Below are 23,732 nucleotides of genomic sequence, written 5' to 3'. Positions count from 1 at the left end.
TTACCTGAAGCCCCCGGCGCGGGCAATCGCCACGTGCCGGGAGCCCGACGCAGTCCGCAACCCGGCCGACGAGCGTCAGGCGGTGCGCTGGCGAACCTGCTCCAGCAAGGCCTGCAGCACCCCGCGCAGGGCGTCCAGGGCCGCTGGCCGGTGCTCGTCCTCGGCACGGCGCAGGCCCTCGCAGGCCTTCATCAGGGCCGGCGAATCGATGGTGCAGGCCAGCCCGCCGAGGCGGTGGGCGGTCTGCGCCACGTAGCGCTCGGTGCTGGTGCCGTCGGGGACCTGGCCCAGGCGTTCCAGTTCGTCCCCCAGGTTGCGTTGCAGTTCCTCCATCAGGGTCGCCAGCAGGGTCGGGTCGGCACCGCGGATGCCTTCCAGATGACCGAGGTCGAACAGCGCGCCCGGCTGTTCTGCCGGGGCCTCGCCGTCGGGTTCGGCCTGGGCCTGGCAGGCCAGGGCTTCGGCCAGGCGGCCGAGGGTCACCGGCTTGACCATCAGGTCGTCCATGCCGGCCTCGTGGCAGCGCTGGGCCTCGTCGGCCAGGGCGCTGGCGGTGTAGCCGACGATGCGCAGCCGGGGGCGCTGGCCCTCGGCTTCGCGGTCGCGCACCGCGCCGGTCAGGGCGTAGCCGTCCATGTCGGGCATGTTGCAGTCGGTGATCAGCAGGTCGAAGGCTTCTTCCTCCAGGGCTGCCAGGGCGCTGTCGCCGTCGCCGACGAAGCGCGCCTGGTGGCCCAGGGCTTCCAGCTGTTGCACCAGCACCAGCCCGTTGATCGACAGGTCGTCCACCACCAGGGCGCGCAGCACGCGGGTGGCGCCGGTGGCCTCCACCACAGGGGCCTCCAGCGGCTCGGCAGCGGCTTCCCAGGCGGCGGGCAGCTCCACGCCCACTTCGCAGCCCTGGCCGGGTTCGCTTTCCAGCCACAGGCGGCCGCCCATCAGGCCCACCAGGTGGTGGCAGATGCTCAGCCCCAGCCCGGAGCCGCCGTAGTGGCGGGCGGTCTGTGCGCCGCCCTGCTGGTAGGGCTCAAGGATGCGGTCCTGCATGTGGCGGGGAATGCCGATGCCGGTGTCGCTGACCATCAGCACCAGGCGCGACTGGCCCGGCGCGGTGTCCTCGACCCGGGCCACCAGGCGCACCCGGCCATGGGCGGTGAACTTCACCGCATTGCCCAGCAGGTTGAACAGCACCTGGCGCAGGCGCAGCGGGTCGAGCCGGTAACGGCGGTCGGCCGGCAGCTTGCAGTCCAGCTCCAGCTCCAGGCCCTTGCTGCGCGCCTGGGCGCCGAACAGGTCGAGCGCGCCACGCAGCAGCGGCAGCGGCGCCACGGGTTCGAGGGCCAGCTGCATGCGGCCGTTCTCGATGCGGTCCAGGTCGAGGATGTTGCCGATCAGGGCGATCATCGAGGTAGCCGATTGCTGGGCGATGCGCAGGTTCTCGGAGGGGGCGGCCTGGGCGCGGGCCTCCAGCTCCAGCAGGCCCACCAGGGCGTTGAGCGGGGTGCGCAGTTCGTGGCTCATGGTGGCGAGGAAGCGCCCCTTGGCGGCGCTGGCCTGCAGCGCGTCGCGGCGGGCCTCGCGCAGCTCGGTCTCCAGGGCCTTGCGGTCGCTGATGTCGATCCAGCCGCCGAGCAGGCCCTGCAACTGGCCGCCGGCGCTGTAGAAGGGCACCACCCACTGGTAGAGGTCGTGCTCGCGGCCGTCGATCTCGATGCGACCGTCGAAGAAGCGCGGCTGGCGGTTCTGTTGCAGCAACTGGTATTCGGCCTCCATGGCCTGGGCCAGGCTCGCCGGGGCGATGCCCTGCTGGCGCACGGTGGTGCCGCGCAGCTGCTCCAGGTCGCAGCCGAAGAACTGCTCGTAGGCGCGGTTGCAGGTGCTCAGCCGGCCCTGCAGGTCCCGCACGTAGAGCGGTGTCGGCAGGCCGTTGAGCAGGGAGAACTGGAAGGCCAGCTGGTCGCTGAGCTGCTCCTGTGCCTCGCGGCGCTGGCGGATCTCCCGGCGTAGGCGCCAGTTCCACAGCAGTGACAGGGCCACCACCACCAGGGCCAGGATCGACAGGTGCCAGAAGTCTTCCGGCAGGCGTTCCAGCCAGCCGTTGGCGGGGGCAGCGAGCAACTTGATGCCATCACCGAATTCGCCGCTCTGGGCCAGTGAGCCGAGCAGCTTGTCGAGGATGCCGCGCAGCTCCGGCACCTGGCCGCTGACCGCCAGCATCTGCGCCGGCGATGCGGCCTCGACGCGCTGGCCCAGGCGTAGGCCCTGGCGTTCCAGCCACTGCAGGTGGCTGGGGCTGCCGCCGAGGTTGTCCAGGCTGGCGTCCACCTCGCCCAGGCGCACCCGCTCCATAGCCTGGGGCGCGTTCTCGGTGCGCACCAGGGTGATGGCGGGGTAGCGCTTCTCCAGGTAGTCGATCAGCGGGTGGTGCCGGGGCAGGGCCAGGCGGCGGCCGGTCATGGCCTCCAGGGAGCTGGGGGAGCTGGCGTCCTGGCGGACCACGAAGGCCCAGCCGCGGGCGCCGAAGGGCTCGGTGTAGAACACGCCGGGGCTGGCGCTGCCGTCGAGGGTGCTGGCCAGGTCGGCCTCGCCCCGCGCCAGGCGCTGGCGGTCGCGGGCTGCGCCTTCGCTGTCGAGCAGTTCCAGCTTGAGCTGGTAGGTGTCGCCGAGCTGCTTCAGCAGCTCCAGCCCCAGGCCCGACCATTTGCCCCGGGCGTCGCGGAAGAAGTAGGGCGGCGCCTCGGCGAGGATCAGGCGCAGGCGGGGCTGCTGGTCCAGCCAGCGTTCCTGGGCGCTGTCGAGGGCGAAGGCGCCGGTGGGCGAGAACAGGCGCGGCGCTGCGGTCCAGTGGGCGAGGATGATTTCGCGCTGGTGTTCGTCGAGGGTGCCGAGCACGTAGTCCACCAGGGTCAGCAGGCGGGTGTCGTCGGCACGGCTGGCGAAGCTGAAGCCGCCGCTGGAGAGGTTGGCAGCGAACTTGTTCTGCAGGGCTGCACCAGGCCGGGCGCGCATGTGGTGGTCCACCCGCAGCTTGTCGCCGATGAAGGCATCGGCTTCGCCGCTGAGCACCCGGTCGAAGCCCTCGGCGGTGCTGCGCACCATCTCCAGGTGGGCGGCGGGGTAGGCGTTGCGCACCTGCTCGGGGTCCAGGTACTGGGCCAGCACCAGCACGCGCTTGTCGGCCAGGTCCGGCGGCAGGCAGGGGTCATCGCGGCGGCCGACGATGATCGGGGTGTCGTCCAGGTAGGGGCTGCTGTAGGCCAGCCCGGGTTCGCGCCGTTCGTAGCCGGTGACCCGGGTCAGCAGGTCGACTTCGCCGGCCTTGAGGCCCTGGATGGCCGCCTCGACGCTGGGAAAGGGGACTTCCTCGATGCTGCGCCCGACGAAGGCGCCGACCCGCGCCAGGTAGTCGTGGGTGATGCCGCGCAGCATGGCGCTGCCGGGGTATTGCGGCCACTGGCTGATGGGCCGCACCACTGCCACGCGCACCGGGTGCTCGGGCAGGCCGGCGCCCAGTTCGGCGAGCTGGGCCAGGTCCAGCGGTGGCGTGGCGCCGGCGGGGGCGTGCCAACCCGGGCCTGCCAGCAACGCCAGCAGGGCGAGCAGCGCCAGCGCGCGCCGCTTCAGCACAGCCCGGCTTCCTGGATGTAGTGGAACAGCCCGGCGTTGGTGTCGATGCCCAGCTTGCGCATGGCGCTGCTCTTCTGCGCGCTGATGGTCTGCTTGCTGCGGTTCAGGTGCAGGGCGATCTCGCCGATGGCCATGCCGCTGCCGTACAGGCGCAGCACTTCCGCCTCACGCGGGGAAAGCTCTTCGGCGCTGGCCAGGGGCTTGCCGTGCTCGGCTTCGCTTTCGCCCAACTGGCGGCGGATGGACTCGGAAAGGAACGGGCGGCGCAGGCTGGCGCGCAGCGCGCGGGGCAGGTCGGCCAGCAGGCCGCGCTTGCTCACCAGGCCCTGGATGCCCAGGCGCAGCAGGGAACTGGCCAGGGCCGCGTTGCCGAGCATGGTGACGACGATGATGGCCATCTGCGGATAGCGGTTGCGCAGGTGTTGCACCAGGCGCAGGCCGTCGGCCTGGCGGCTGTCCGGCATCATCAGGTCGGTGATCAGCAGGTCGCAGGCCTGCCGGTCCAGGAGTTGGTAGAGGCCGTCGACGTCATGGGCCTCGCCAACGATGGCGAGGTCGGGTTCGTCGGCCAGAAGGGCGCGCAGGCCGATCAGGGTGATCGGGTGGTCATCGACTATGACGGTTCTCAGAGTCATGCATGGCCTCGGCTCGGATGGGGGCGGGGCGCATGTTAGTGACTCGTGGCGTTCAGAAAAGGGGCGGAGCCCGTCATTGGGCTGGATTAAGTAATGCCCTTCTATGTCGTAGGAAAAACCCTACATTTGCAGGCTTAATCGGAAAAATCTCGTTGCGTTCGGGGTGGCTGCCGGGCGGGCATTCCACCCCGCCCGTCACTCCGGCTGGCCACCCGGGTTGGCCACGATGGCGCTGTCCAGCGCGGCGATCATCGATTCCACCAGGCCCGGCTGCTGCTGTTCGCTGGCATTGCGTACCGGAGCCAGGCTGGCCACCCGGGCCGGTGCTTCGGGGTGGCCGTGGTCGGCGGCCACGGCGAACCAGGCGTAGGCCTCCAGCTCGGGTTGCAGGGACGGGTAGGTGCCGTCGAGCAGGCGCTGGCCGTAGTCGTACATCGCCTGCGGGTCACCGGCGAGGGCCTGGCGCTTGGTGGCTTCCGCCTCGGCTTCGTTGGTGACCGGTTCCGCGTCGAGGGCGACGGCGGTGGCGTCGCGTTCGGCAGGGGCCATGGGGTCGCTGGCCAGGCAGGGCAGCCCCGGTTGCTCGGCGCTGGCCGGCAGCGGCTGGCCGGCGTCCTGCTGCTGGGCCATCTGGTACAGCGAGGCGGCGATGCGGTCGCCCGCGGCGCTGGCCACCTTCAACTGGGCCAATCCGCGCTCGCGGTCGGCCAGGTCGGGCTGGCAGGTGCCGAGGTAGAGCAGGCTCAGCTCGCGCAGGGCGCGGTCGTTGGTGCGCGCGGATTTCTCCAGCAGGCGCTTGCCGTAGTCCAGGTCCTGCGGCACGCCGGTGCCGCGCAGGTAGTTCCAGGCCAGCACGCGGCTGGCTTCGGCGTTGCCCAGGGCATCGGCCTGGCTCAGGTGGTTGAGGGCCTGGGCCGGGTCGGCGGGTACGCCATCACCTATCAGGTAGTGATGGGCCAGCTCGTAATGGGCACGGCCGTTGCCGGCGTCGGCGGCTTGCTGCAGCAGTTGCAGGGCGGTTTCCTTGTCGCCCTGCTGGTCGGCGAGCACGGCCTGGGCCAGGGTCTCGGCGGCCGGCTCGACACGGGGCTTGACCAGGCGGGTACGGCCCTTGATCTCGGTGGCGGGGGCCTCCACCACCCACACCAGCGGTGCCTCATAGCTGGGCACGCCGTAGACCGGGTTTTCCGGTGGCAGGGGGCGATTGCCGCTGAGCACGGCGGGTTTGGAGTGCAGGGGTTGGAAACCGGAGCTGCAGCCGGCGATGAGCAGGGCGGCGAACAGCAGGGAAAGGCGCGGATTCATGACGTGACAGAAGGGGATACGGCTCGAAAGGCGCATAGCATTCCAGACTGTGGCGCGCCTTCCAAGGCGTCTGTGCCGCCTGTTCGCATTCCGTGCGCGGGGGAGCCGTCGTCATCCCCCGGTGGCCGGGGGCGTCAGCCGTTGATCAGGTTGCGCAGGCGGATGTCCTGGAAGCTGAGGGGGATCGACTCCGGCTCCTTCTCTTCCTTCTGCTGTTGCTGCTGCAGGGCGTTCAGCTCGGTCATGCGCTGGGCGATCATCTTCTCCACCTGCTCGCGCTTCTCCGGCGGCATTTTCTCCAGATCCTCCTCGGTCAGCCCCATCTGCTTGAGGATCTTGTCGCGGATCTTCTCCGAGTCGGTCTTCTCCATGTAGGCATGGAACTCCTGGGAGGCCTTGCTGGCGACGGGCTTCTCGACGCTGGCCGCAGCGCTCTCGGCGTCGGGGTAGACGTCGTCGCGGACGCGCTCGCCGTTGTTCTGCAGGTCCACCTTGAGACGGGCGAAGGCTTCGTCGTAGGCCGCGTCGCGCCGGGCGGCGCCGGTGTCGGGGGCGGGGCTGTTCTGGCGCAGGGCACTGGCCGCCTGCCTGGAGGGCGCTTCGCTCGCGGTGGGTGCGGCGGCATTGCCCCGGCTGGTGAGCCGGGCGCCGGCGGTGACGTCCCGTGAGCGGGTGGGGTCGACGGAGAACAGGCTCATGGTGAGTTCCCTCTCGGAAAATTCCTTGTGCCACCCCGGGAGCAAGGGCTGTGCCAGCTTCTGAAACGCCCGTGCCAGAGCCTTCGGCGGTTTTCACCAGGGCAACGGGCGGCAAGGGCCTGCCGCAGGCGACCGTGGCCTTGCCGCTCGGGTAGACTGCGCCGCGATTCCACAGAGGGAGCTCTACATGGACGCGCTGTCGCCGCTGGCGGCCTACGAAGACGCACTGGCCCGCCAGGGCTTTGCCGAGGACCCGGCGCAACGCCGCGCCGCCACGCTGCTGGAGGTTTGCCAGCAGGCCCTGCAGGCCGGCGAGCCGAGGGTGCGGGGCGTGTACCTGTGGGGGCCGGTGGGGCGCGGCAAGACCTGGCTGATGGACCGCTTCCACGCCAGCCTGTCGGTGCCCGCCCGGCGCCAGCACTTCCACCACTTCATGCGCTGGGTGCACCAGCGGCTGTTCGCCCTGACCGGCACGCCGGACCCACTGCTCGCCCTGGCCCGTGAGCTGGCCACCGAGGTGCGGGTGCTGTGTTTCGACGAGCTGTTCGTCAGCGACATCGGCGATGCGCTGATCCTCGGGCGGCTGCTGCAGGCGATGTTCGACGAGGGCGTGACCCTGGTGGCCACCTCCAACCAGCCGCCTTCGCAGCTGTATGCCGACGGCTTCAACCGTGACCGCTTCCTGCCCGCCATCAGGGCCCTGGAGCGGCACACCGACGTGGTGGAGGTGGACGGCGGCCAGGACCACCGCCTGCACCCGGGCGCCGTGACCCAGCGCTACTGGGTGGCTGATCCGGACGCCCTGGCCGGGGTGTTCCGCACCTTGAACGGCAATGCGCCGGCCACCGATGCGCCGCTGCAGCTGGCCCACCGCGAGGTGACGGTGCGCCTGCGTGGCGAGGGCGTGCTCTGGTGCGACTACGCCCACCTGTGCGAAGCGCCCCTGGCGGCGCTGGACTTCATCGAACTGTGCGACCGCTTTCCGGCCATCCTCCTCGGTGCGGTGCCGGTGCTGGGTGCGGCCGAACGGGAAGGGCGCATCGCCCGAGGCACCGAGGACGCTGCCGAGAAGGTCGCCGCCGGCGACCGCCAGCTGCCGCGCCTGTCGCCGAAGGACGACGGTGTGCGCCGCTTCATCGCCCTGGTGGACGAGTGCTACGACCGCCGGGTGCCGCTCTACTTGGAGGCCGCCGTGCCGTTGGAGGCGCTCTACACCGAGGGCGGGTTGGCCTTCCCCTTCCGCCGTACCCTCAGCCGTCTGCGGGAGATGCAGATGACGCGATTCGCATGAGCCCCCGAGGATGTGGTGAGCTCGCGAACCGCATCGTTCCGGTCCCGATCCTTGCTCCGTGATCCCAGGGCTTGTCTTCGTCAAATGGGACTGGCCCGGGAAGGCGAGACGGAGTCGGTAATCGACTTGACCCCGTAACAACGGCGCTGACGCCCAGCCAAAAAAAGACCGGCCACAAGGCCGGTCGAATCGCTCACGGAGCATCGAGGCTGATCAGGCCGGGCGCTTGAGCACCAGGGTGAGGATGTCGTAGCTGGCCACCAGCTCGCCGTGCTGGTTGGTGACTTCCACGTCCCAGGCGACCACACCCTGGGGTTCGCCTTTTGGGCTCTTCTTGCCCTGGTCGATCTTGCGCTTGCAGGTCAGGCGCGCCTGGAGGGTGTCGCCGATGCCCACGGGGTTGATGAAGCGCAGGGTGTCCAGGCCGTAGTTGGCCAGCACCGGGCCCGGGGCAGGGGAGACGAACAGGCCGGCGGCGGCGGAGAGCACGAAGTAGCCATGGGCGATGCGCTTGCCGAACTGGGAGTCCCTGGCCGCCAGCTCGTCGAAGTGCATGTAGAAGTGGTCGCCCGAGAGGCAGCCGAAGTTGACGATGTCCGCCTCGGTCACGGTGCGGCGGTGGGTCAGCAGCGACTCGCCGATCTGCAGTTCGTCGAACCAGCGGCGGAACGGGTGCACCTCGGTCTCGATCACCCGGGCGCCGCGTACGTGCTCGCGGGTGACGGCGGCCAGCATGCTCGGCGAGCCCTGCACGGCGGTGCGCTGCAGGTAGTGCTTCACGGCACGCAGGCCGCCCAGTTCCTCACCACCGCCGGCGCGGCCGGGGCCGCCGTGCTTGAGCATCGGCAGCGGCGAGCCGTGGCCGGTGGATTCGGCGGCGGCCTCGCGGTCGAGGATGTGCACGCGGCCGTGCAGGGCGCCCATCACCGGCACCACGCGGGCGGCGACGGCCGGGTCCTTGGTGACCAGGCTGGCCACCAGGCTGCCCTTGCCACGGGCGGCGAGGGCGACGGCTTCGTCCAGGTCCTCGTAGGCCATCAGCGTGCTCACCGGGCCGAAGGCCTCGATGTCGTGGGCGCCGCCCTCGGCATGCGGGTCGCGGGCGCGCAGCAGGGTGGGGGCGAAGAAGGCGCCTTCGGCCACGCCCTCGCCACGGGGGGCGAAGCCGTCCCGGGCGCCGAACAGCAGCTCGCTGCCGGCCAGCAGGGCATTGACCCGCTCGGCGACGTCCGCCTGCTGGGCATGGGAGGCCAGGGCGCCCATCTTCACGCCCTCCACCGACGGGTCGCCCACCACCACCTTGGCCAGGCGCTCGCGCAGGCGCTCGGCCACGGCGTCGATGTGCTTCGCCGGGACGATGGCGCGGCGGATGGCGGTGCACTTCTGCCCGGCCTTGACCGTCATCTCGCGGGCCACTTCCTTGACGAAGAGGTCGAACTCCGGGTCGTCCGGGGTGATCTCCGGGGCGAGGATGGCGCAGTTCAGCGAGTCCGCCTCGGCATTGAAGGGGATGGAGTGGCGCACCAGGTTGGCGTTGACCCGTAGCTTGGCGGCGGTGTCGGCGGAGCCGGTGAAGGTCACCACGTCCTGGCCCTGGAGGCGGTCCAGCAGGTCACCGGTGCTGCCGATCACCAGTTGCAGGCAGCCTTCGGGCAGCAGGCCGGACTCGTGCATCAGGCGCACGGTGGCTTCGGTCAGGTAGCTGGTGGCGCTGGCCGGCTTGACGATGCAGGGCATGCCGGCGAGGAAGGTGGGGGCGAACTTTTCCAGCATCCCCCAGATGGGGAAGTTGAAGGCGTTGATGTGCACCGCCACGCCGCCGCGCGGCACCAGGATGTGGGTGCCGGCGAACTGGTTCTGCTTGCCCAGGGGCAGGGCCGGGCCTTCGTGGACGAGGTTGCCGGAGGGCAGTTCGCGGGCGCCGACGCCGGCATAGGCGAACAGGGTGCCGGTGCCGCCCTCGATGTCGATCCAGCTGTCGGCGCGGGTGGCACCGCTGTGGTGGGAGAGGGCGTAGAGCTGCTCCTTGCGCTCGTTGAGGTACAGCGCCAGGGCCTTGAGGCGCGCGGCGCGCTGCTGGAAGTCCAGGGCCATGAGCGCCGGGACGCCGCGGGTGCGGCCGAAGTCCACGGCTTCGGCGAAGTCCGGCGTTTCTTCATGGGTGCGGAACAGCGGTTGCCCGTTGAGGGCGCTGCGCAGCACCTGGGCACCGTGCTGGCCGATCCAGCGGCCGCCGATGAAGCTCTGCAGGGTGGGGGCGTTGCTCATGGGGATTCTCCGTGAAAAAGGCCGGCACCCCGGGTGCCGGCTGGGGCTCGTGGGTGGCGCTACCAGAGGGCCAGGGTGTAGCCGAGGATCAGGCGGTTCTCGTCCAGGTCGGTGGTCAGGCCGTTGCCGGAGCGGAAGGTGACGTTGCGCCAGCGCAGGCTGACGCCCTTGAGGGCGCCGCTCTGGATGACGTAGGCGATGTCGGTGTCGCGTTCCCACTCCTCGCCGCGATCACCGCCGGTGGTCTTGGCGTTGCGGCCGTCGACGTAGCGGGTCATGAAGGTCAGGCCGGGGACGCCGAGGGCGGCGAAGTCGTAGTCGTAGCGCAGCTGCCAGGCGTCTTCCTCGGCGCGGGTGAAGGTGTTGTAGGTCACCAGGTTCACCACGTAGGGGTCGCCGCCGTTGAGGAAGGGGAAGGCGCTGCTGCCGGACATGCGCTGGAACGCCGCGCTGAGGCGGTGGCCGCCCTGGCTGAGGCTGAACAGGCCGTTGAGGTTGCGGTTGTCGATGCGCCCGGCGCGTTCGGCGCCATCGCCCCGGCTGTCGAAGTAGCGCAGGTCGCTCTTCAGGCTGAAGCCGCCCGGCAGCGGCAGGGTGTGCACCAGGCCGGCGAACTGCTGGCGGTAGATGCCGTCGAGCTTGCCGTAGTAGTAGCTGGCCGCCAACTGCGGGTTGATGGCGTAGGTGCCGCCGGCGAAGTCGAAGGCATCGCTGGTGGCGGCGCCGTAGCCGATGTCGTCGCGACCGGAGGAGTCGCGCAGGTTGGCGCGGGTCAGGCGGCCGCCGTTGAAGGTCAGGCCGTCCAGCTCCTGGCTGGTCAGCATCCCGCCCTGGAAGGTGGAGGAAAGCAGGCGGGTGTCGTTGTAGGTGGCCACCGGCAGCAGCGGTTGCAGGGTGCCCAGGCGCAGCACGCTCCTGGAGACGCGCAGCTTGGCGGTCAACCCCAGTTCGCTGTAGTCGTCCACCGGCTCCTTGCTCGTGGGGCCGAAGGGCAGCAGGCCGGTGCCGCGCCGATCGCGGCTGGAATCCAGCTTGACGCCCAGTTGGCCGATGGCGTCGAGGCCGACGCCGACGGTGCCTTCGGTGAAGCCGGATTCGATGCGTGCGGTGAAGCCCTGGGCCCATTCCTCGGCCTTGGACTGGGCCGCACCGTGCTGGCGGAAGTCGCGGTTGATGTAGTGGTTGCGCAGCTCCAGGCTGGCCTTGCTGTCGTCGACGAAGCCGGCCAGGGCCGGGGTGGCCAGGGGCAGGGCCAGGGTGGCGAGCAGCGGTGTGGTCCGGTTGAGGCGTTTCATTGTTGTTGTGTCCGTCAATCCGTGGGTTCAGTGGCGGCTGGCAGCGGCGGCGCCGATGCCGGTCATGGAGCGGATGAACTGCGCCAGGTAGCGGCCGCGTTCCTGCCGGGCGCGCTCGGAGGCATCCGTCACCGAGAACGCCCAGGCACTGAAGAAGGCCAGGCCCATGGAGAACAGCGCCGGGTTGGAGTAGGGGAACAGCGGCGATTCGTGGTGCAGCACGTTGACCCACACCGCCGGGCTGAGCACCAGCAGGACGATGGCCGAGAGCAGCCCGGCGACACTGCCGGCGACCGCGCCACGGGTGGTCAGGCCCTTCCAGAACATGGAGAGGAACAGCACCGGGAAGTTGACCGAGGCGGCGATGGCCAGCACCAGGCCGGAGAGGAAGGCGATGTTCTGCGACTCGAAGAGCAGCCCGAGGATCACCGCCAGCACGCCGATGCCGAGGGTGGCGATGCGCGAGACGCGCATTTCCTCGCGCTCGCTGGCCTTGCCCTTGCGCACCACGCAGGCATACAGGTCGTGGGACACGGCGGAGGCACCGGAGAGCGCCAGCCCGGCCACCACCGCGAGGATGGTGGCGAAGGCCACGGCGGAGATGAAGCCGAGGAACAGGCTGCCGCCCACCGCGTGGGACAGGTGCACCGCCACCATGTTGCCGCCGCCGATGATGGCGCCGGCCGCGTCGCGGAACTCGGGGTTGGTGCCGACCATGACGATGGAGCCGAAGCCGACCACGATCAGCAGCAGGTAGAAGTAGCCGATGAAGCCGGTGGCGTAGAACACGCTCTTGCGCGCTTCACGGGCGTCGCTGACGGTGAAGAAGCGCATGAGGATGTGCGGCAGGCCGGCGGTGCCGAACATCATGCCGAGCCCCAGGGAGATGGCGTCGACGGGGTTCGACAGCAGCCCGCCCGGCGCCATGATCGCGGTGCCCTTGGCGTGCACCTCGGTGGCGGCGGCGAACATCGCCTCGGTGCTGAAGCCGAAGTGCCGGAGCACCATGAAGGCCATGAAGCTGGTGCCGGAGAGCAGCAGCACGGCCTTGATGATCTGCACCCAGGTGGTGGCCAGCATGCCGCCGAAGGTGACGTAGCAGACCATCAGCACGCCTACCAGCAGCACCGCCTGCAGGTAGCTGAGGCCGAACAGCAGTTCGATCAGCTTGCCGGCGCCGACCATCTGCGCCACCAGGTACATCAGCGCCACGGTGAGGGTGCCGAAGGCGGCGGTGATGCGGATCGGGCTCTGTTCCAGACGGTAGGAGACCACGTCGGCGAAGGTGAACTTGCCCAGGTTGCGCAGGCGTTCGGCGATCAGGAAGAGGATGATCGGCCAGCCGGCGAGCACGCCCAGGGCGTAGAGCAGGCCGTCGTAGCCGTTCATGAACATCATCGCGGAGATGCCGAGGAAGGACGCCGCGCTGATCATGTCGCCGGCGATCGCCAGCCCGTTCTGGAAGCCGGTGAGGCCACCGCCGGCGGTGTAGAAATCGGCGGTGGAGCGGGTGCGCAGAGCGGCCCAGCGGGTGATGCCGAGGGTGAACACGACGAAGGCCAGGAACATGTAGATGGCCGTCCAGTTCAGCGGGCGGCCGGCATCGGCGGCGAAGGCCAGCGGCGAGGCCAGCAGGCCGGCGCCGAGCAGCAGGGAGGCGAGCGCTTTCATGGGGCGAGCACCTCTTTGACCTTGTCGTTGAGCGGATCGATGACGCTGTTGGTCTTCGAGACGTAGATGCCGGTGAGGGCGAACGACAGCAGGATCACGCCGACGCCCACCAGCATGCCGACGCTGGTGACGCCGCCGCTGAGGGACCGGCCGAGCACGCCGGGGGCGAAGGCCACCAGCAGCACGAAGCCGTAGTAGATGACCAGCATGGCGCCGGTGAGGGACCAGGTCAGGCGCTGCTTGCGCCGGACCAGCTGGATGAAATCCGGGTGCTGCCGGATGCGTTCGAGGTCGTGCGGGGTCATGGGTGCTCTCTCTTGTTGTGGTTGTAGAGGCGGTGCAACGCAGGTGAAGCGGGTGGAGCTGTCTCCTCGTAGGGTGGGCTTCAGCCCACCGATGGCTGCACGGGACGTGGTGGGCTGAAGCCCACCCTACGGAGCTGCCCGAGGGCGCCGGGGACGAAGGCCACCCGTTGGCGCTGGCGGGTGTGTTCGAGGTCGTGTGGGCTCATGGGCGGCTCTCTTGTTGTTGAAACCGTGCGACGCAGGTGGAGCTGTTTCCTCGTAGGGTGGGCTTCAGCCCACCGATGGATGCACGTGACGTGGTGGGCTGAAGCCCACCCTACGGAGCGAGTCGGTTCAGGGCTGGTCGAAGTCGAGGACGACCCTGTCGCTGACCGGGTAGGACTGGCACGAGAGCACGTAGCCGGCGGCCACTTCGTAGTCCTCCAGGGCGAAGTTGCTGTCCATCTCCACCTCGCCTTCGATGACCTTGCACTTGCAGGTGGAGCACACCCCGGCCTTGCAGGAGTAGGGCAGCTCCAGGCCCTGGGCGTTGCCGGCGTCGAGCACGCTGCGGGTGTTGCGCGGCAGGTCGAAGCTCAAGGCGCGGCCGTCGCTGATGACGGTGACCTGGCTGCTGGCGCTGTCGGCGGCGCGGGCGGCTTCGCGGGCCTCGCGGCGGGCGGCGGCGCCCTCGCTGGCGAAGAGTTCGAAATGGATGCGTTCGGCGGCCAGGCCGTGGCCCTGCAACTGGTCGCGGACGGTCTCGGTCATGGCCTGCGGGCCGCAGATGAAGGCGGCATCCAGGGCCTTCACGTCGATCCAGCGGGCGAACAGCTGGCCGCATTTGTCGGCGTCGATGCGGCCGTTGTAGAGGTCCACGTCCTGCTGCTCGCGGCTGAACACGAAGATCAGGTTGAGGCGCTGGAGGAAGCGGTTCTTCAGGTCCTCCAGCTGTTCGCGGAACAGCGCGGAGGCGCTGGAGCGGTTGCCGTAGAGCAGGGTGAAGCGGCTGTGGGGCTCGCGCTCGAGGGTGGTCTTGATGATCGACAGGATCGGTGTGATGCCGCTGCCGGCTGCCACGGCGAGGTACTGGCCGTGGCGGGCCGGGTCGAGGGGCACGAAGAAGCGCCCGTCCGGCGGCATCACGTCCAGGCGCTGGCCGGGTTGCAGGCGCTCGTTGGCGAAGGTGGAGAAGCGCCCGCCGGCCACGCGCTTGATGGCCACGCGCAGTTCGCCGTCGCCGGTGCCGGTGCAGATGGAGTAGGAGCGGCGTACCTCCTCGCCATCCAGCTCGGTGCGCAGCACCAGGTACTGGCCCTGGGTGAAGTGGAAGGCCTCGGCCAGGCTCTCGGGGATGTCGAAGGCGATGGACACGGCGTCGCGGGTTTCCGGGCGCACGTCCTTGATGGTCAGGCTATGGAATTGGCTCATGTTCTCTCCTGCGGCTTGGCCGCGCGGGGGACGAAGGCGAGCGCCGCCGTTCGTGCTCGCCCGCCTAGATGCACTTGAAGTAATCGAACGGCTCCAGGCAGTCCCTGCAGCGGTGCAGGGCCTTGCAGGCGGTGGAGCCGAATTCGCTGAGCTGTTCGGTGTGGGCGCTGCCGCATTGCGGGCAGCGGATCTCCGGCGCCTCCCCGAGCAGGCTGCGTTTGCTGGCGCTGCCCTGGGGTGGGGCAATGCCGTAGGCGCGCAGCCGTTCGCGGCCTTCGGCGCTGATCCAGTCGGTGGTCCAGGCGGGTGTCAGGCGGCGCTCCAGGCGCGGGACGAAGCCCGCCTGCAGCAGCGCCTGCTCGATGTCCCGCTCGATGACCTCGGTGGCCGGGCAGCCGGAGTAGGTGGGCGTGACCACCACGTGCAGCCGGCCGCCGTCGCGCTCCAGCGCCCGCACGATGCCGAGGTCGACCACGCTGACCACTGGGACTTCCGGGTCCATCACCGCATCCAGCACCTGCCAGGCACGGGTGATGTCGCCGGCGCCGAGGGGCGCGCGGTCGCTGGCGATCAGCTCACCAGCTCGCATCGGGGTAGGCCCGCTGGAGGAACTGCATCTCGGCCAGCAGCAGGCCCAGGTGCTCGGTGTGCAGGCCCTTGCGACCGGAGAGGTAGAAGGGGCTGGCCGGTGCCGGCAGCGGCAGGGTGGCGCGGGCGAACACGTCGGCGACCTTGGCCTGCCAGCCGGCTGCGACCTGCTGCGGGTCGGGGGCGAGGCCGGCCTCGAACAGGCGCTGCTCCACCTCGTCGGCATTCACCAGCTCGACGCTGAAGCGCCACAGCGTGCTTACGGCAGCGAGCATGCGCCGGTGGCTTTCCTCGGTGCCATCGCCCAGGCGCTGCACCCATTCGCTGGAGCGGCGCAGGTGGTAGGTGACTTCCTTCAGCGCCTTGGCGGCGATGCCGGCGACCCGTTCGTCAGCGGAGGCGGAGAGGCCGTGCAGCACCTGGAAGTGCCAGGCATCAAAAAGGAACTGCTTGGTCATGGTGACGGCGAAGTCGCCGTTGGGCTGTTCCACCAGCAGCAGATTGCGGTAGGTGCGTTCGTCCCGGCGGTAGGCCAGGTGGTCGGCGTCGCGGCCGTCTCCCAGCAGCTCGGCGGCGTAGTCCAGCCAGTTGCGGGCCTGGCCCACCAGGTCGAGGCCGACGTTCATCAGCGCCAGTTCTTCTTCCAGGGCCGGGGCGCGGCCGCACCATTCGCACAGGCGCTGGCCCTGGATCAGGGCGCTGTCGCCGAGGCGCAGCAGGAGGTCGATGAGATCGTGCTTGGCAGTCATGGCAGGCGCCTCACATGTGGCCGACTTCGGCCGGCAGCTCGTAGAAGCTGGCGTGGCGGTAGACCTTGTCCTGGGACGGGTCGAACAGCGGCTCCTTCTCGTCCGGGGCGGAGGCGGTGATCAGCGCGGAGGGCACCACCCACAGGCTCACGCCCTCGTTGCGGCGGGTGTACAGCTCGCGGGCGTTGTCGATGGCCATGCGGGCGTCGGCGGCGTGCACGCTACCGACATGCTTGTGGTTGAGGCCGTGCTTGCTGCGCACGAAAACTTCGAAAAGGGTCCACTCAGTCATGGGGCTATCTCCTCATGGGGCCGGGTCGTGCCGGCGCCCTTCTTGTTGTCAGGTCAGGCGGCGCTGCGTTCACGCTGCTTGCGGGCATGGGCCACGGCGGCTTCGCGCACCCAGGCACCGTCCTCGATGGCCTTGCGGCGGGTGGCGAGGCGTTCGTGGTTGCAGGGGCCGTTGCCCTTGAGCACTTCGTAGAACTCGCTCCAGTCGATTTCGCCGAAGTCGTAGTGGCCGCGTGCTTCGTTCCACTTCAGGTCCGGGTCGGGGGCGGTGCAGCCGAGGAACTCCAGCTGCGGCACGGTCTGGTCGATGAAGCGCTGGCGCAGCTCGTCGTTGCTCTGGCGCTTGATCTTCCAGGCCATGGACTGGGCGCTGTTGGGGGAGTCGGCATCGCTCGGGCCGAACATCATCAGTGCCGGCCACCAGAGGCGGTTGATGGCGTCCTGGACCATGTCCCGCTGGGCCTGGTTACCGTGGCGCATCATGTGCAGGAGGATTTCGTAGCCCTGGCGCTGGTGGAAGGACTCTTCCTTGCAGATGCGCACCATGGCGCGGGAGTAAGGGCCGTAGGAGGTGCGCTGCAGCACCACCTGGTTGACGATCGCGGCGCCGTCCACCAGCCAGCCGATGGCGCCCATGTCGGCCCAGTTCAGCGTGGGGTAGTTGAAGATGCTGGAGTACTTCACCTTGCCGGCGTGCAGCTTGGCGACTTCCTCGTCGCGGCAGGCGCCGAGGGTCTCCATGGCGCTGTAGAGGTACAGGCCGTGGCCGGCCTCGTCCTGGATCTTCGCCATCAGCTGCAGCTTGCGCTTGAGGGTCGGCGCGCGGGTGACCCAGTTGCCTTCCGGCAGCATGCCGACGATCTCGGAGTGGGCGTGCTGGGAAATCTGCCGGATCAGCGTCTGGCGGTAGCCGTCGGGCATCCAGTTCTTCGGTTCGATCTTGATCTCGGCGTCGATCCGCTCCTGGAAGGCGCGTTCCTCGGGCGACATCTCGTCCAGCGCCTTCACGCGCTTGGCGCCGGTTTCTACCAATTGTGCGTACATGCCGTTCTCCAGCCATGCAGGGTTCGTGGGAGGGCCATGGCGCTCTTTTTAAATGATACGAAATCAAATATCAAACATAAAAATATGTATCGCGTATTGGTCGTGTATCGCTTTGCAGATGGCTGGCTCCAATGCCTGAACCTTGCATGCTTCGTATTTCCTGGGCCTTGAGCGTGGCGTGACGCTCTGGAGCGAGGGTTCTGGTCGTTGGGTTGGGGCGGAGGAGGTGTCTTGATCCAGATTCTGTATCGTATTTTGCGATACGGAATGCTGCGCCGGTTTGTCGGCGAAAAAGCGGCATGGGGACGCTGGTGGAGGGCGGAGGGCTGGTCTAGAGTCACTGCCGACCAGCAAAAGGAGGGGGTGCGATGGGATGTCCGCAGGTGTGCAGCGGGGCGACGCTGCAATGCAGTTTCGGGGTGGCGCCGTCGGTGCTGAACGTGCTGCCGGTCAACCGGACGCTCACCAACAACATGCCGGCGGCGAACATCATGGATCACATTCCGCTGGTGAACATCATGCCCTTCGGCATGTGCCAGAGTCTGGCCAACCCCATGGTGGCCGCCGCCACCGCTGCCGCACTGGGCGCGCTGACGCCGATGCCGTGCATCCCCGCCACGGCTTCACCCTGGATACCGGGGGCGCCGACGATGCTGCTGGGCAACATGCCTTCGCTGGATGCCAACTGCGTGCTGATGTGCAACTGGGCGGGGGTGATCAAGGTCGCCATGCCGGGCCAGATGCAGATGCTGATCCCCTAGGTATCGCTCAGGGTCGGATCAGACCTCGCTCGATTCGCTCCAGCGCCTCCACCACCAGCGCAGCCGCGAGATCGGCTTGCCCTCGGCGTCCAGCGGCCGGCCGTCCTCGGCGAAGCCCTGGCCTTCGTCCAGCGGCTTGCCGTTGAGGTAGCGGCTGCGCTGGGCCAGTTGGCCGTTGCCGTGGAAGCGCTGGTAGAGGCCGTCGCGCACGCCGTCGCGGTACTGCTCCAGTTCGGCCAGGCTGCCGTCCGGGTAGTAGCTGCTGGCTTCGCCGTGCATCAGCCCCTGGCGGTAGCCGACCTTGCGTTGCAGCCCGCCTTCGGCGGCGAAGTACTGGGCCACGCCCTGCAGGCGGCCGTCCACGTAGGGCAGCAGCGCCGACACCTGGCCGTTGGGGTGGTAGAGGGTGCTGGTGCCGTGCAGTACGCCGTTGGCATAGAGGAGCTGGGCCTGGGGGCGGCTGGCTTCCTGGATGCGCACCGGGCCGTCGAGGGCGCCATCTTCCAGGCGCCCCTGCAGGCGGCTGTCGCCACGGGTGAGGTCGAGGGTTCCGTTGGCCATGGACGCCTCAGAGGGTGTTTACAAGATAGGCGAACGAAGGCAAGACAAGGCGAAAATGATCGAGAAAGCGGAGTTTACGTGCTGTAAATGAGCATTTCGAGATCGTTTTTAACGCAGTATTGCTAAGTGCAGCCATTTTGTAGACACCCTCTCAGTTGACCTTTACCAGTCCGCCCTTGATGGTCAGCATGCCGCCGCCGTCCACGGTCTGTTCGGCGGCGGCCTTGTTGGTGAGGCTGACGCCGGCGTCGTTGGTCAGGGTGGTACCGGCCTTGTTGTCCAGGGAGGTGCCGGCCTGGTTGGTGAGCGAGGTGCCGGCCTTGTCGGTGAGCGCCATGCCGGCCTGGGTGGTGAGGTTCTTGTCGCTCTTGGCGGTGAAGTCGCCGCTGCTCTGCAGGGTGAGGGTGCCGGTCACCTTGATGGTGAGGTTGCCGTCCACGGTCAGTTCGTAGTTGCCGCTCACCTTGTGGCTGTAGTTACCGCCGGTGCTGTGGGTCTGGTCGGCGCCGACGCTGACGGTGCGGCTGTCCTTCACGTCGAGGGTGTCGCTGCCGGTCTGGATGGTCACCGTGCGCTTGCCCTTCTCCAGGGTGATTGTCTCGTCGCCTTCCTTCACCGTGCGGGTGCGGGCGTTCTGCACCGTGAGGGTCTCGTCGTGGCCAATGATGGCGGTGCTGTCATTGAGCACGTTGACCTTCATGTCCTTCTGCGCCTGGAGGAAGACCTCCTCGGCGTCCTTCTTGTCTTCGAAGCGCAGCTCGTTGAAACCGCCGCCGCCCTTGGAGGAGTTGGTCTTGATGCCGGACTGGGTCTGGTTGTCCGGCAGGGCGTAGGGCAGGGTGTTGTCGCCGTTGTAGACGCAGCCGGTGACCAGCGGGCGGTCCGGGTCGCCGTCGATGAAGGTGACGATCACTTCCTGGCCGATGCGCGGGATGAACTGCATGCCGAAGCCCTTGCCGCTCCAGGGCAGCACCACGCGCACCCAGCAAGACGAGGTTTCGTCGTTCTTGCCGTCGCGATCCCAGGGGAACTGGATCTTGATGCGGCCGTACTGGTCGGTCCAGATTTCCTCGCCGGCCTTGCCCACCACCTGCGCGGTCTGGGTGTGCATGCGTGGCTTGAGCGTGAGCCGGGGCGGGCGGTAGGTGGTGGCCTTGGGGATGGCCTCGAAACGGTTGCGGTAGTGCTCGTGGCTGGCGTCGTGGGTGACGGCGGTCACCACCCAGTCGATATTGAGGCTGGCGTCGTCATGCCCGGTGAGGGTGAACCAGTGGCCGGGCACCAGCCAGCGGCAGTCGCTTTCGCCGATCAGGCGCTTCTCCTGGCTGCGCAGCCCGTCCACGCGCTGCTTGGTCAAGGCATCGCCCCGCGCCTTGGCGATGTAGCCGCCCGGGTGCTCGTACATCGACAGCGGCCCGGCCACCGCCTCGGCCTTGCTGTAGAGCGAGGTGGTGGGGGTGGTGAAGGCATAGTCCGTGGCGCTGTACACCCCGCTCACCGCCTGCACGCTGTACTGCGCCGAACGGATGCCATGCAGCTCGCGCACGCCGATGCCCTGGCCCAGGTAGGGCACCTTCGGCCCGTTGGGGATCGGCACGAAGGCATCGCTGCTGTCGCCCAGCACCAGCGTGTGCTTGCCATCCTCGTGAGTGAAGAACCAGAAGATGCCTTCCTCCTCCAGCAGCCGCGAAACGAAGGCGAAATCCGTCTCCCCGTACTGCACGCAATACTCGCGCGGCTCGTAGCTGCCGGAGAGCGACAGCTTGAAATCGGTGAAGCCATGGGCCTTGAAGATGGTGGTGACGATGTCGCTGGTGGAGAGGTTCTGGAACACCCGGTTGTTGCTGGCCAGGGTCAGCCACCAGAGCCAGGGGCGCAGCACCACCTGGTAGCGGTCGGCGGTGGCATCGGCGGGTAGCTGGCGGATCTCCGCGACCAGGGCATCGAGGGAGCGCTGGTTGGCGTCGTTGTGCAGGGTGAGGGTTACGTGGGTGGCGATGGCATCGGGGAGGGTGAGGGCAGTGGCGCTGTTGCCGAGCAGGACGAGTTCGTCGAGCTGCCCCAAGGCTTCACGTCCGGAGGCCGTTTCGGGGTAGAGATCGGTAAGGCTGCCAGCGGTGAGCGAGAGGCTGGTGTTGGAGTCCGTGGCTCGGGTCATCGCGTGTCCTGTCGTCCTTGCGGTCAGTAGAGATGAGGGTTGCCGTTTCTCGCGCCATTGCAGGGTGGGCAGAGCGGCCGGACGTTGGTGATGTCGTTGCGCATGAGTTCGATCAAGTCGTAGGCGACGGTCTGGGCATTCAGGCCCGTAGCCTGGGGAAAGGTCACGAGTACAGTCCGGTTCAGCGGCGTGTAGACATAGTTCGCCGTGATGACGCTGGGTCCCTGGTGGGGAATGATCTGGATCGTCCCTTGGTCACAGACCTTCCAGATCGAGGTCATCGAATCCCTTCCCAATGCACCTGTGGTGGGCACGAAGGCGCCCTGGTACTGGTTGCCGACGAGCGTCTGAGTAAAGGAGCCAAGGCGATGGGCGAAGTTGGACAGCAGGGTTGCCTGGGGGATGCGGTGATCCATCTGGGCGCAGTCCAGAGGCAGCACCCGACCACCGCATTGGCCCTCGCACTTGAAGGCGTCGAAGTTGAAGTTCGACTCGAACGTTCGCTGGCCGGCGAAGGTCGAGATAGCGACACCGTGGGTGCCCATCAGGTTGCAGATGGCCGACCAGTTATTGCGCATCATCGTCTGGGTGTTGTCCCAGCTCAGCCCCCCGTTGGGGCCGACAAAGACGATCATCGGGATCATTGGGCAGGCTCCTCTTTCAGCGGATCTTGTCAGGTTCCGGTCGTCAATGTTTGGAGCAGGCCAATCGCAACATCAAAGCGCTTTCGTGTAGGTGTATAAAACAGGATAGTGATCGCTGCGCATGGTCATGCCTTTGCTTACTCGCGTAGGTTTTTTCGATCCCCCTGGATCATGAAAGGAGGCATCGCAAGTTGCGGACCAGTAATCCAGGTTGTCCACGTATGCAAAGTCCAGTAGGCGAAATGTCTTGGTGTAGCCAGTCACCGTGCCTGTCAATGTTAATACTTTAGGTGTTGGCTTTTTTACGCCTAATTTCTTTTGTGCATTGATTCGCTGTTCTTCGCGCCTGATCAGGTTCTTGCTTTTTTTATCTGGGACGAAGATTTCCTTGAAGCTTGCATGGGTATAGCCACTTCCTGTAGGTGTCAATTTCCTCAGGGATGGGCCTGGGCTCTGAAAAATCCTAGCATATGGGTTGTTTGGTTCGCGGTAGGAAATATTCGTTCTAATTTCTTTGCTTTCATATCTTCCATCGGTATTCAGGTCGCCCCCAAAATAACAAAGCTTCTTCAGTCCGAGGGAGGTGAGATTCAGCTGAATATGTTGAACAGTGTCGATGATGTTGGTCATCGCTCGATAAGACGAGTTGGCATGGTAGAAGGCGAAGCCGGACTTGGATGCATCGTGTTTTATGATGACGGCTCCCCGCTGTTCGGTGGAGGATAGAATGTAGTTGTCAATACATGAGAACTCATCGGCCAGGCTGTCCTTGATGAAGACCATCGTCCCTAAGGTCGTGTCCTTTTTTACCCCATCCTCTTGCGAAGCGGCGGCTATCAGGCTGTATTCGCCTGCGAGGTCACGTACCAGCGACTGATTGATGTTGCCGGTTTTACCTGTTTCCATTAATGCAATTATGTCGATGTCGTCCTCTGCTAAGTAATGTCGAAGAAATTCGAGTTTGTCTTGATAGGCTTGTGAGTAGGCGCGTTCCTGATGGTCGAAGTGCTGAGCGTTCCACGTCATTATTTTGAGCGGCATAAGGTCTCCAGTAGCTCGTCGTGAATCTTTGCTTAAAGCAAATTAGATATATCAATTGCTTGCTTTAATTGCTCCGAGATTGCTGATTTTGCCGTTTTTCAGAAATACCATCGCATTCATGCTGCCTAGATTTACCAAGTGTTTTTCGGGAAGTTTCTGCGTTTTCCGAAGTGCTGCTGAGTGGGTGGGTGTGAATTGATTGTCCATATGTTTTGCGCTCCAGGTCAAAATGGTAAACGTCATTCTGAAGTCCTAGTCAAAATGAGCCTCTGCGCAATCGGGTTGCCGTTTTAGGTATGGTAATCAGCGGCTCGTCTTGGCTAGTTGTGGGTCTTGCCCATGCAGTGATACCGCCAATTATTTGTGCCGAGCGAGCGCAGCAGGATGAACAAGGCAGCATGAAATCTGCGTAAACTCCGACGTTGAGATTGGCAGTGCTGTATCGATTGACTCTGTTGTCCCACCACATTGCTAATTGACCTGCCAGACTGCCGGTAATCTTTCGTGTCTTGATTAGGTTGAAAGATTTTGGTTCTGCGCAATAACGGCTGGAGTCAGCACATCGCCATGCCGCAGCCACATGTTTCTGGATGGCATTCTGCGAGGAAATTGGGATATTCGGATCATCCCGGTACAAGTATTGGTTTGGGTTACCGCCCGGAATGCAAAGGGCCTCAAGGTTTGTCGCAAGATGGCCACGATCCGGATAGGGGTGTCTATCAGCTAAAGACCGGAAGGTCTGGATCCTTTGCTTGGCGATTGACCTTTGGGCTGGACTGAACAGGTCACACCGTAGTGCTACGGCGCATGCCAGTATTCGGCGAATGGGTACAGCGGCTGTGTTGAAATTCCCTCCAATGACAGCGCCACCGGGATTTATTCCGAAAAAAGCTTCCGGGAGTTCCCTGATGTCACGAATGGCCGCGTCAACGTCGTTCAGGTCGGGGGTATCTTTGGAGGGAAGAAATGACTCCCTGATATAGGTCTTCGTATCAGCATGGGCGGGTGAATAGAAAATCGCCGCAGTGTCGAGAGTCACGCAGGAAATACGGCAGTAGCTGCTACCTATCGCCTCTTGCAATTCCGTGTTTAGGCGCTCCATTGCCGCATCAGGTAGGTCGCCCCCTCCCGAAGCATTGATTACGAAGGTAATGCCATAGTCCGAACGCAGTTCCACGATGCATATCGCGCCTAGATTCTTAGGCGTTCCCAATTCGGAAAATATCCGGCTCAAAAGTTCTGCGGCTAAAACGGTATTTTCAGTAGGCAATGGAAATGAGCCGAATTGCGCTTGATCCGCCCTGAAGCCTCTGAGGCTACCTGCTATTGAGTAGAAGTTTTCATAGTCCGGGTGCATAGTTTTTCCTATGAAGTTGGAGTCGATCAGTTC

The 23,732-nt window shown here is 66.4% G+C and carries 22 protein-coding genes; 2 read left to right on the top strand and 20 right to left on the bottom strand.

The genetic code is table 11. The features are described from left to right. Positions 1-75 precede the first annotated feature (75 nt). The 4 genes from FBY21_RS07120 to FBY21_RS07105 form a co-directional block, all read right to left on the bottom strand. Positions 76-3,627, bottom strand: coding sequence for an ATP-binding protein (locus FBY21_RS07120; protein WP_142009824.1), 3,552 nt, complete (start codon positions 3,625-3,627; stop codon positions 76-78). Further along, positions 3,621-4,262: a response regulator gene (locus FBY21_RS07115; RefSeq protein ID WP_044404070.1), complete on the bottom strand. Its 642-nt coding sequence runs from the start codon at positions 4,260-4,262 to the stop codon at positions 3,621-3,623. The genes FBY21_RS07120 and FBY21_RS07115 overlap by 7 nt, the downstream gene beginning before the upstream one ends. A gap of 195 nt (positions 4,263-4,457) precedes the next feature. After that, a complete protein-coding gene (locus FBY21_RS07110; RefSeq protein WP_160158573.1) occupies positions 4,458-5,567 on the bottom strand; it encodes a tetratricopeptide repeat protein in 1,110 nt (369 codons plus the stop codon). 134 nt (positions 5,568-5,701) lie between these two features. Further along, the gene (locus tag FBY21_RS07105; protein WP_142009820.1) at positions 5,702-6,265 is read right to left on the bottom strand and encodes a hypothetical protein; all 564 of its coding nucleotides are present in this window, start codon (positions 6,263-6,265) and stop codon (positions 5,702-5,704) included. Positions 6,266-6,452: 187 nt separating this feature from the next. Here FBY21_RS07105 and zapE point away from each other — a divergent pair, with 187 nt between their 5' ends. Next, on the top strand, positions 6,453-7,556 hold the full coding sequence (gene zapE, locus FBY21_RS07100) for a cell division protein ZapE (protein ID WP_142009818.1): 1,104 nt from the start codon (positions 6,453-6,455) through the stop codon (positions 7,554-7,556). A gap of 213 nt (positions 7,557-7,769) precedes the next feature. On the opposite strand, the gene paaZ is transcribed toward zapE, so the two are convergent. The 10 genes from paaZ to paaA all read right to left on the bottom strand — a co-directional run bounded on the left by paaZ (position 7,770) and on the right by paaA (position 17,177). Then, positions 7,770-9,824: a phenylacetic acid degradation bifunctional protein PaaZ gene (gene paaZ, locus FBY21_RS07095; RefSeq protein WP_142009815.1), complete on the bottom strand. Its 2,055-nt coding sequence runs from the start codon at positions 9,822-9,824 to the stop codon at positions 7,770-7,772. Positions 9,825-9,883: 59 nt separating this feature from the next. Further along, entirely contained in the window at positions 9,884-11,119 is a 1,236-nt protein-coding gene (locus tag FBY21_RS07090) for an OprD family porin (RefSeq protein WP_142009813.1), read from the bottom strand. Positions 11,120-11,146: 27 nt separating this feature from the next. Next, positions 11,147-12,790, bottom strand: coding sequence for a cation acetate symporter (locus FBY21_RS07085; protein WP_107329814.1), 1,644 nt, complete (start codon positions 12,788-12,790; stop codon positions 11,147-11,149). Further along, positions 12,787-13,095 carry a DUF485 domain-containing protein gene (locus FBY21_RS07080; protein ID WP_044404056.1) on the bottom strand — a complete coding sequence of 103 codons (309 nt, stop codon included), beginning with the start codon at positions 13,093-13,095 and terminating at the stop codon, positions 12,787-12,789. Before FBY21_RS07080 ends, FBY21_RS07085 begins: the two co-directional genes overlap by 4 nt. An 80-nt stretch (positions 13,096-13,175) precedes the next feature. Beyond that, on the bottom strand, positions 13,176-13,301 hold the full coding sequence (locus tag FBY21_RS29855) for a hypothetical protein (protein ID WP_260845187.1): 126 nt from the start codon (positions 13,299-13,301) through the stop codon (positions 13,176-13,178). Between the two features lie 127 nt (positions 13,302-13,428). Then, positions 13,429-14,505, bottom strand: coding sequence for a 1,2-phenylacetyl-CoA epoxidase subunit PaaE (paaE, locus tag FBY21_RS07075; RefSeq protein ID WP_142009811.1), 1,077 nt, complete (start codon positions 14,503-14,505; stop codon positions 13,429-13,431). Between the two features lie 64 nt (positions 14,506-14,569). Continuing rightward, on the bottom strand, positions 14,570-15,094 hold the full coding sequence (gene paaD / locus FBY21_RS07070) for a 1,2-phenylacetyl-CoA epoxidase subunit PaaD (RefSeq protein WP_142009809.1): 525 nt from the start codon (positions 15,092-15,094) through the stop codon (positions 14,570-14,572). Next, positions 15,081-15,842, bottom strand: coding sequence for a 1,2-phenylacetyl-CoA epoxidase subunit PaaC (gene paaC, locus FBY21_RS07065; protein ID WP_142009806.1), 762 nt, complete (start codon positions 15,840-15,842; stop codon positions 15,081-15,083). The genes paaD and paaC overlap by 14 nt, the downstream gene beginning before the upstream one ends. A 10-nt stretch (positions 15,843-15,852) precedes the next feature. After that, positions 15,853-16,134, bottom strand: a complete 282-nt coding sequence (gene paaB / locus FBY21_RS07060) for a 1,2-phenylacetyl-CoA epoxidase subunit PaaB (protein ID WP_044404046.1) — start codon at positions 16,132-16,134, stop codon at positions 15,853-15,855. Between the two features lie 53 nt (positions 16,135-16,187). Further along, on the bottom strand, positions 16,188-17,177 hold the full coding sequence (paaA, locus tag FBY21_RS07055) for a 1,2-phenylacetyl-CoA epoxidase subunit PaaA (protein ID WP_044404043.1): 990 nt from the start codon (positions 17,175-17,177) through the stop codon (positions 16,188-16,190). 368 nt (positions 17,178-17,545) lie between these two features. Between paaA and FBY21_RS07050 the strand changes: the two genes are divergently transcribed. Then, positions 17,546-17,938 carry a DUF4280 domain-containing protein gene (locus FBY21_RS07050; protein ID WP_044404039.1) on the top strand — a complete coding sequence of 131 codons (393 nt, stop codon included), beginning with the start codon at positions 17,546-17,548 and terminating at the stop codon, positions 17,936-17,938. 18 nt (positions 17,939-17,956) lie between these two features. Here the strand turns inward: FBY21_RS07050 and FBY21_RS07045 are convergent, their stop codons facing one another. The 6 genes from FBY21_RS07045 to FBY21_RS07020 all read right to left on the bottom strand — a co-directional run bounded on the left by FBY21_RS07045 (position 17,957) and on the right by FBY21_RS07020 (position 23,699). Further along, positions 17,957-18,499: a toxin-antitoxin system YwqK family antitoxin gene (locus FBY21_RS07045; RefSeq protein ID WP_142009803.1), complete on the bottom strand. Its 543-nt coding sequence runs from the start codon at positions 18,497-18,499 to the stop codon at positions 17,957-17,959. Positions 18,500-18,650: 151 nt separating this feature from the next. Then, on the bottom strand, positions 18,651-20,657 hold the full coding sequence (gene tssI / locus FBY21_RS07040; protein ID WP_142009800.1) for a type VI secretion system tip protein VgrG: 2,007 nt from the start codon (positions 20,655-20,657) through the stop codon (positions 18,651-18,653). A gap of 23 nt (positions 20,658-20,680) precedes the next feature. Continuing rightward, positions 20,681-21,301 (bottom strand): hypothetical protein, encoded by a 621-nt coding sequence (locus FBY21_RS07035; protein WP_142009798.1) that lies wholly within the window; start codon positions 21,299-21,301, stop codon positions 20,681-20,683. Between the two features lie 72 nt (positions 21,302-21,373). After that, positions 21,374-22,342 (bottom strand): endonuclease/exonuclease/phosphatase family protein, encoded by a 969-nt coding sequence (locus tag FBY21_RS07030; protein WP_142009796.1) that lies wholly within the window; start codon positions 22,340-22,342, stop codon positions 21,374-21,376. A gap of 51 nt (positions 22,343-22,393) precedes the next feature. Beyond that, positions 22,394-22,585 (bottom strand): hypothetical protein, encoded by a 192-nt coding sequence (locus FBY21_RS07025; RefSeq protein ID WP_142009794.1) that lies wholly within the window; start codon positions 22,583-22,585, stop codon positions 22,394-22,396. 13 nt (positions 22,586-22,598) lie between these two features. Next, on the bottom strand, positions 22,599-23,699 hold the full coding sequence (locus tag FBY21_RS07020) for a hypothetical protein (protein ID WP_142009792.1): 1,101 nt from the start codon (positions 23,697-23,699) through the stop codon (positions 22,599-22,601). Positions 23,700-23,732: the final 33 nt, after the last annotated feature.

Origin of the sequence: Pseudomonas sp. SLBN-26 (genome assembly GCF_006715895.1) — a bacterium.
GTDB classification, from domain to species: domain Bacteria; phylum Pseudomonadota; class Gammaproteobacteria; order Pseudomonadales; family Pseudomonadaceae; genus Metapseudomonas; species Metapseudomonas otitidis.
Note: the sequence above shows the minus strand (reverse complement) of the source record. Positions and strands in the feature narration are given on the sequence as shown.

Excerpts from the sequence above, each read along its gene's own strand:
- paaD (WP_142009809.1), bottom strand. The coding sequence starts at position 15,094 with ATGCGAGCTGGTGAGCTGATCGCCAGCGACCGCGCGCCCCTCGGCGCC.
- zapE (WP_142009818.1), top strand. The coding sequence starts at position 6,453 with ATGGACGCGCTGTCGCCGCTGGCGGCCTACGAAGACGCACTGGCCCGC.
- paaA (WP_044404043.1), bottom strand. The coding sequence starts at position 17,177 with ATGTACGCACAATTGGTAGAAACCGGCGCCAAGCGCGTGAAGGCGCTG.
- FBY21_RS07030 (WP_142009796.1), bottom strand. The coding sequence starts at position 22,342 with ATGCCGCTCAAAATAATGACGTGGAACGCTCAGCACTTCGACCATCAG.
- FBY21_RS07035 (WP_142009798.1), bottom strand. The coding sequence starts at position 21,301 with ATGATCCCGATGATCGTCTTTGTCGGCCCCAACGGGGGGCTGAGCTGG.
- paaE (WP_142009811.1), bottom strand. The coding sequence starts at position 14,505 with ATGAGCCAATTCCATAGCCTGACCATCAAGGACGTGCGCCCGGAAACC.
- FBY21_RS07050 (WP_044404039.1), top strand. The coding sequence starts at position 17,546 with ATGGGATGTCCGCAGGTGTGCAGCGGGGCGACGCTGCAATGCAGTTTC.
- FBY21_RS07085 (WP_107329814.1), bottom strand. The coding sequence starts at position 12,790 with ATGAAAGCGCTCGCCTCCCTGCTGCTCGGCGCCGGCCTGCTGGCCTCG.
- paaB (WP_044404046.1), bottom strand. The coding sequence starts at position 16,134 with ATGACTGAGTGGACCCTTTTCGAAGTTTTCGTGCGCAGCAAGCACGGC.
- FBY21_RS07080 (WP_044404056.1), bottom strand. The coding sequence starts at position 13,095 with ATGACCCCGCACGACCTCGAACGCATCCGGCAGCACCCGGATTTCATC.
- FBY21_RS07090 (WP_142009813.1), bottom strand. The coding sequence starts at position 11,119 with ATGAAACGCCTCAACCGGACCACACCGCTGCTCGCCACCCTGGCCCTG.
- FBY21_RS07110 (WP_160158573.1), bottom strand. The coding sequence starts at position 5,567 with ATGAATCCGCGCCTTTCCCTGCTGTTCGCCGCCCTGCTCATCGCCGGC.
- tssI (WP_142009800.1), bottom strand. The coding sequence starts at position 20,657 with ATGACCCGAGCCACGGACTCCAACACCAGCCTCTCGCTCACCGCTGGC.
- paaC (WP_142009806.1), bottom strand. The coding sequence starts at position 15,842 with ATGACTGCCAAGCACGATCTCATCGACCTCCTGCTGCGCCTCGGCGAC.
- FBY21_RS07105 (WP_142009820.1), bottom strand. The coding sequence starts at position 6,265 with ATGAGCCTGTTCTCCGTCGACCCCACCCGCTCACGGGACGTCACCGCC.
- FBY21_RS07115 (WP_044404070.1), bottom strand. The coding sequence starts at position 4,262 with ATGACTCTGAGAACCGTCATAGTCGATGACCACCCGATCACCCTGATC.
- FBY21_RS29855 (WP_260845187.1), bottom strand. The coding sequence starts at position 13,301 with ATGAGCCCACACGACCTCGAACACACCCGCCAGCGCCAACGGGTGGCC.
- FBY21_RS07020 (WP_142009792.1), bottom strand. The coding sequence starts at position 23,699 with ATGCACCCGGACTATGAAAACTTCTACTCAATAGCAGGTAGCCTCAGA.
- paaZ (WP_142009815.1), bottom strand. The coding sequence starts at position 9,824 with ATGAGCAACGCCCCCACCCTGCAGAGCTTCATCGGCGGCCGCTGGATC.
- FBY21_RS07025 (WP_142009794.1), bottom strand. The coding sequence starts at position 22,585 with ATGACGTTTACCATTTTGACCTGGAGCGCAAAACATATGGACAATCAA.
- FBY21_RS07045 (WP_142009803.1), bottom strand. The coding sequence starts at position 18,499 with ATGGCCAACGGAACCCTCGACCTCACCCGTGGCGACAGCCGCCTGCAG.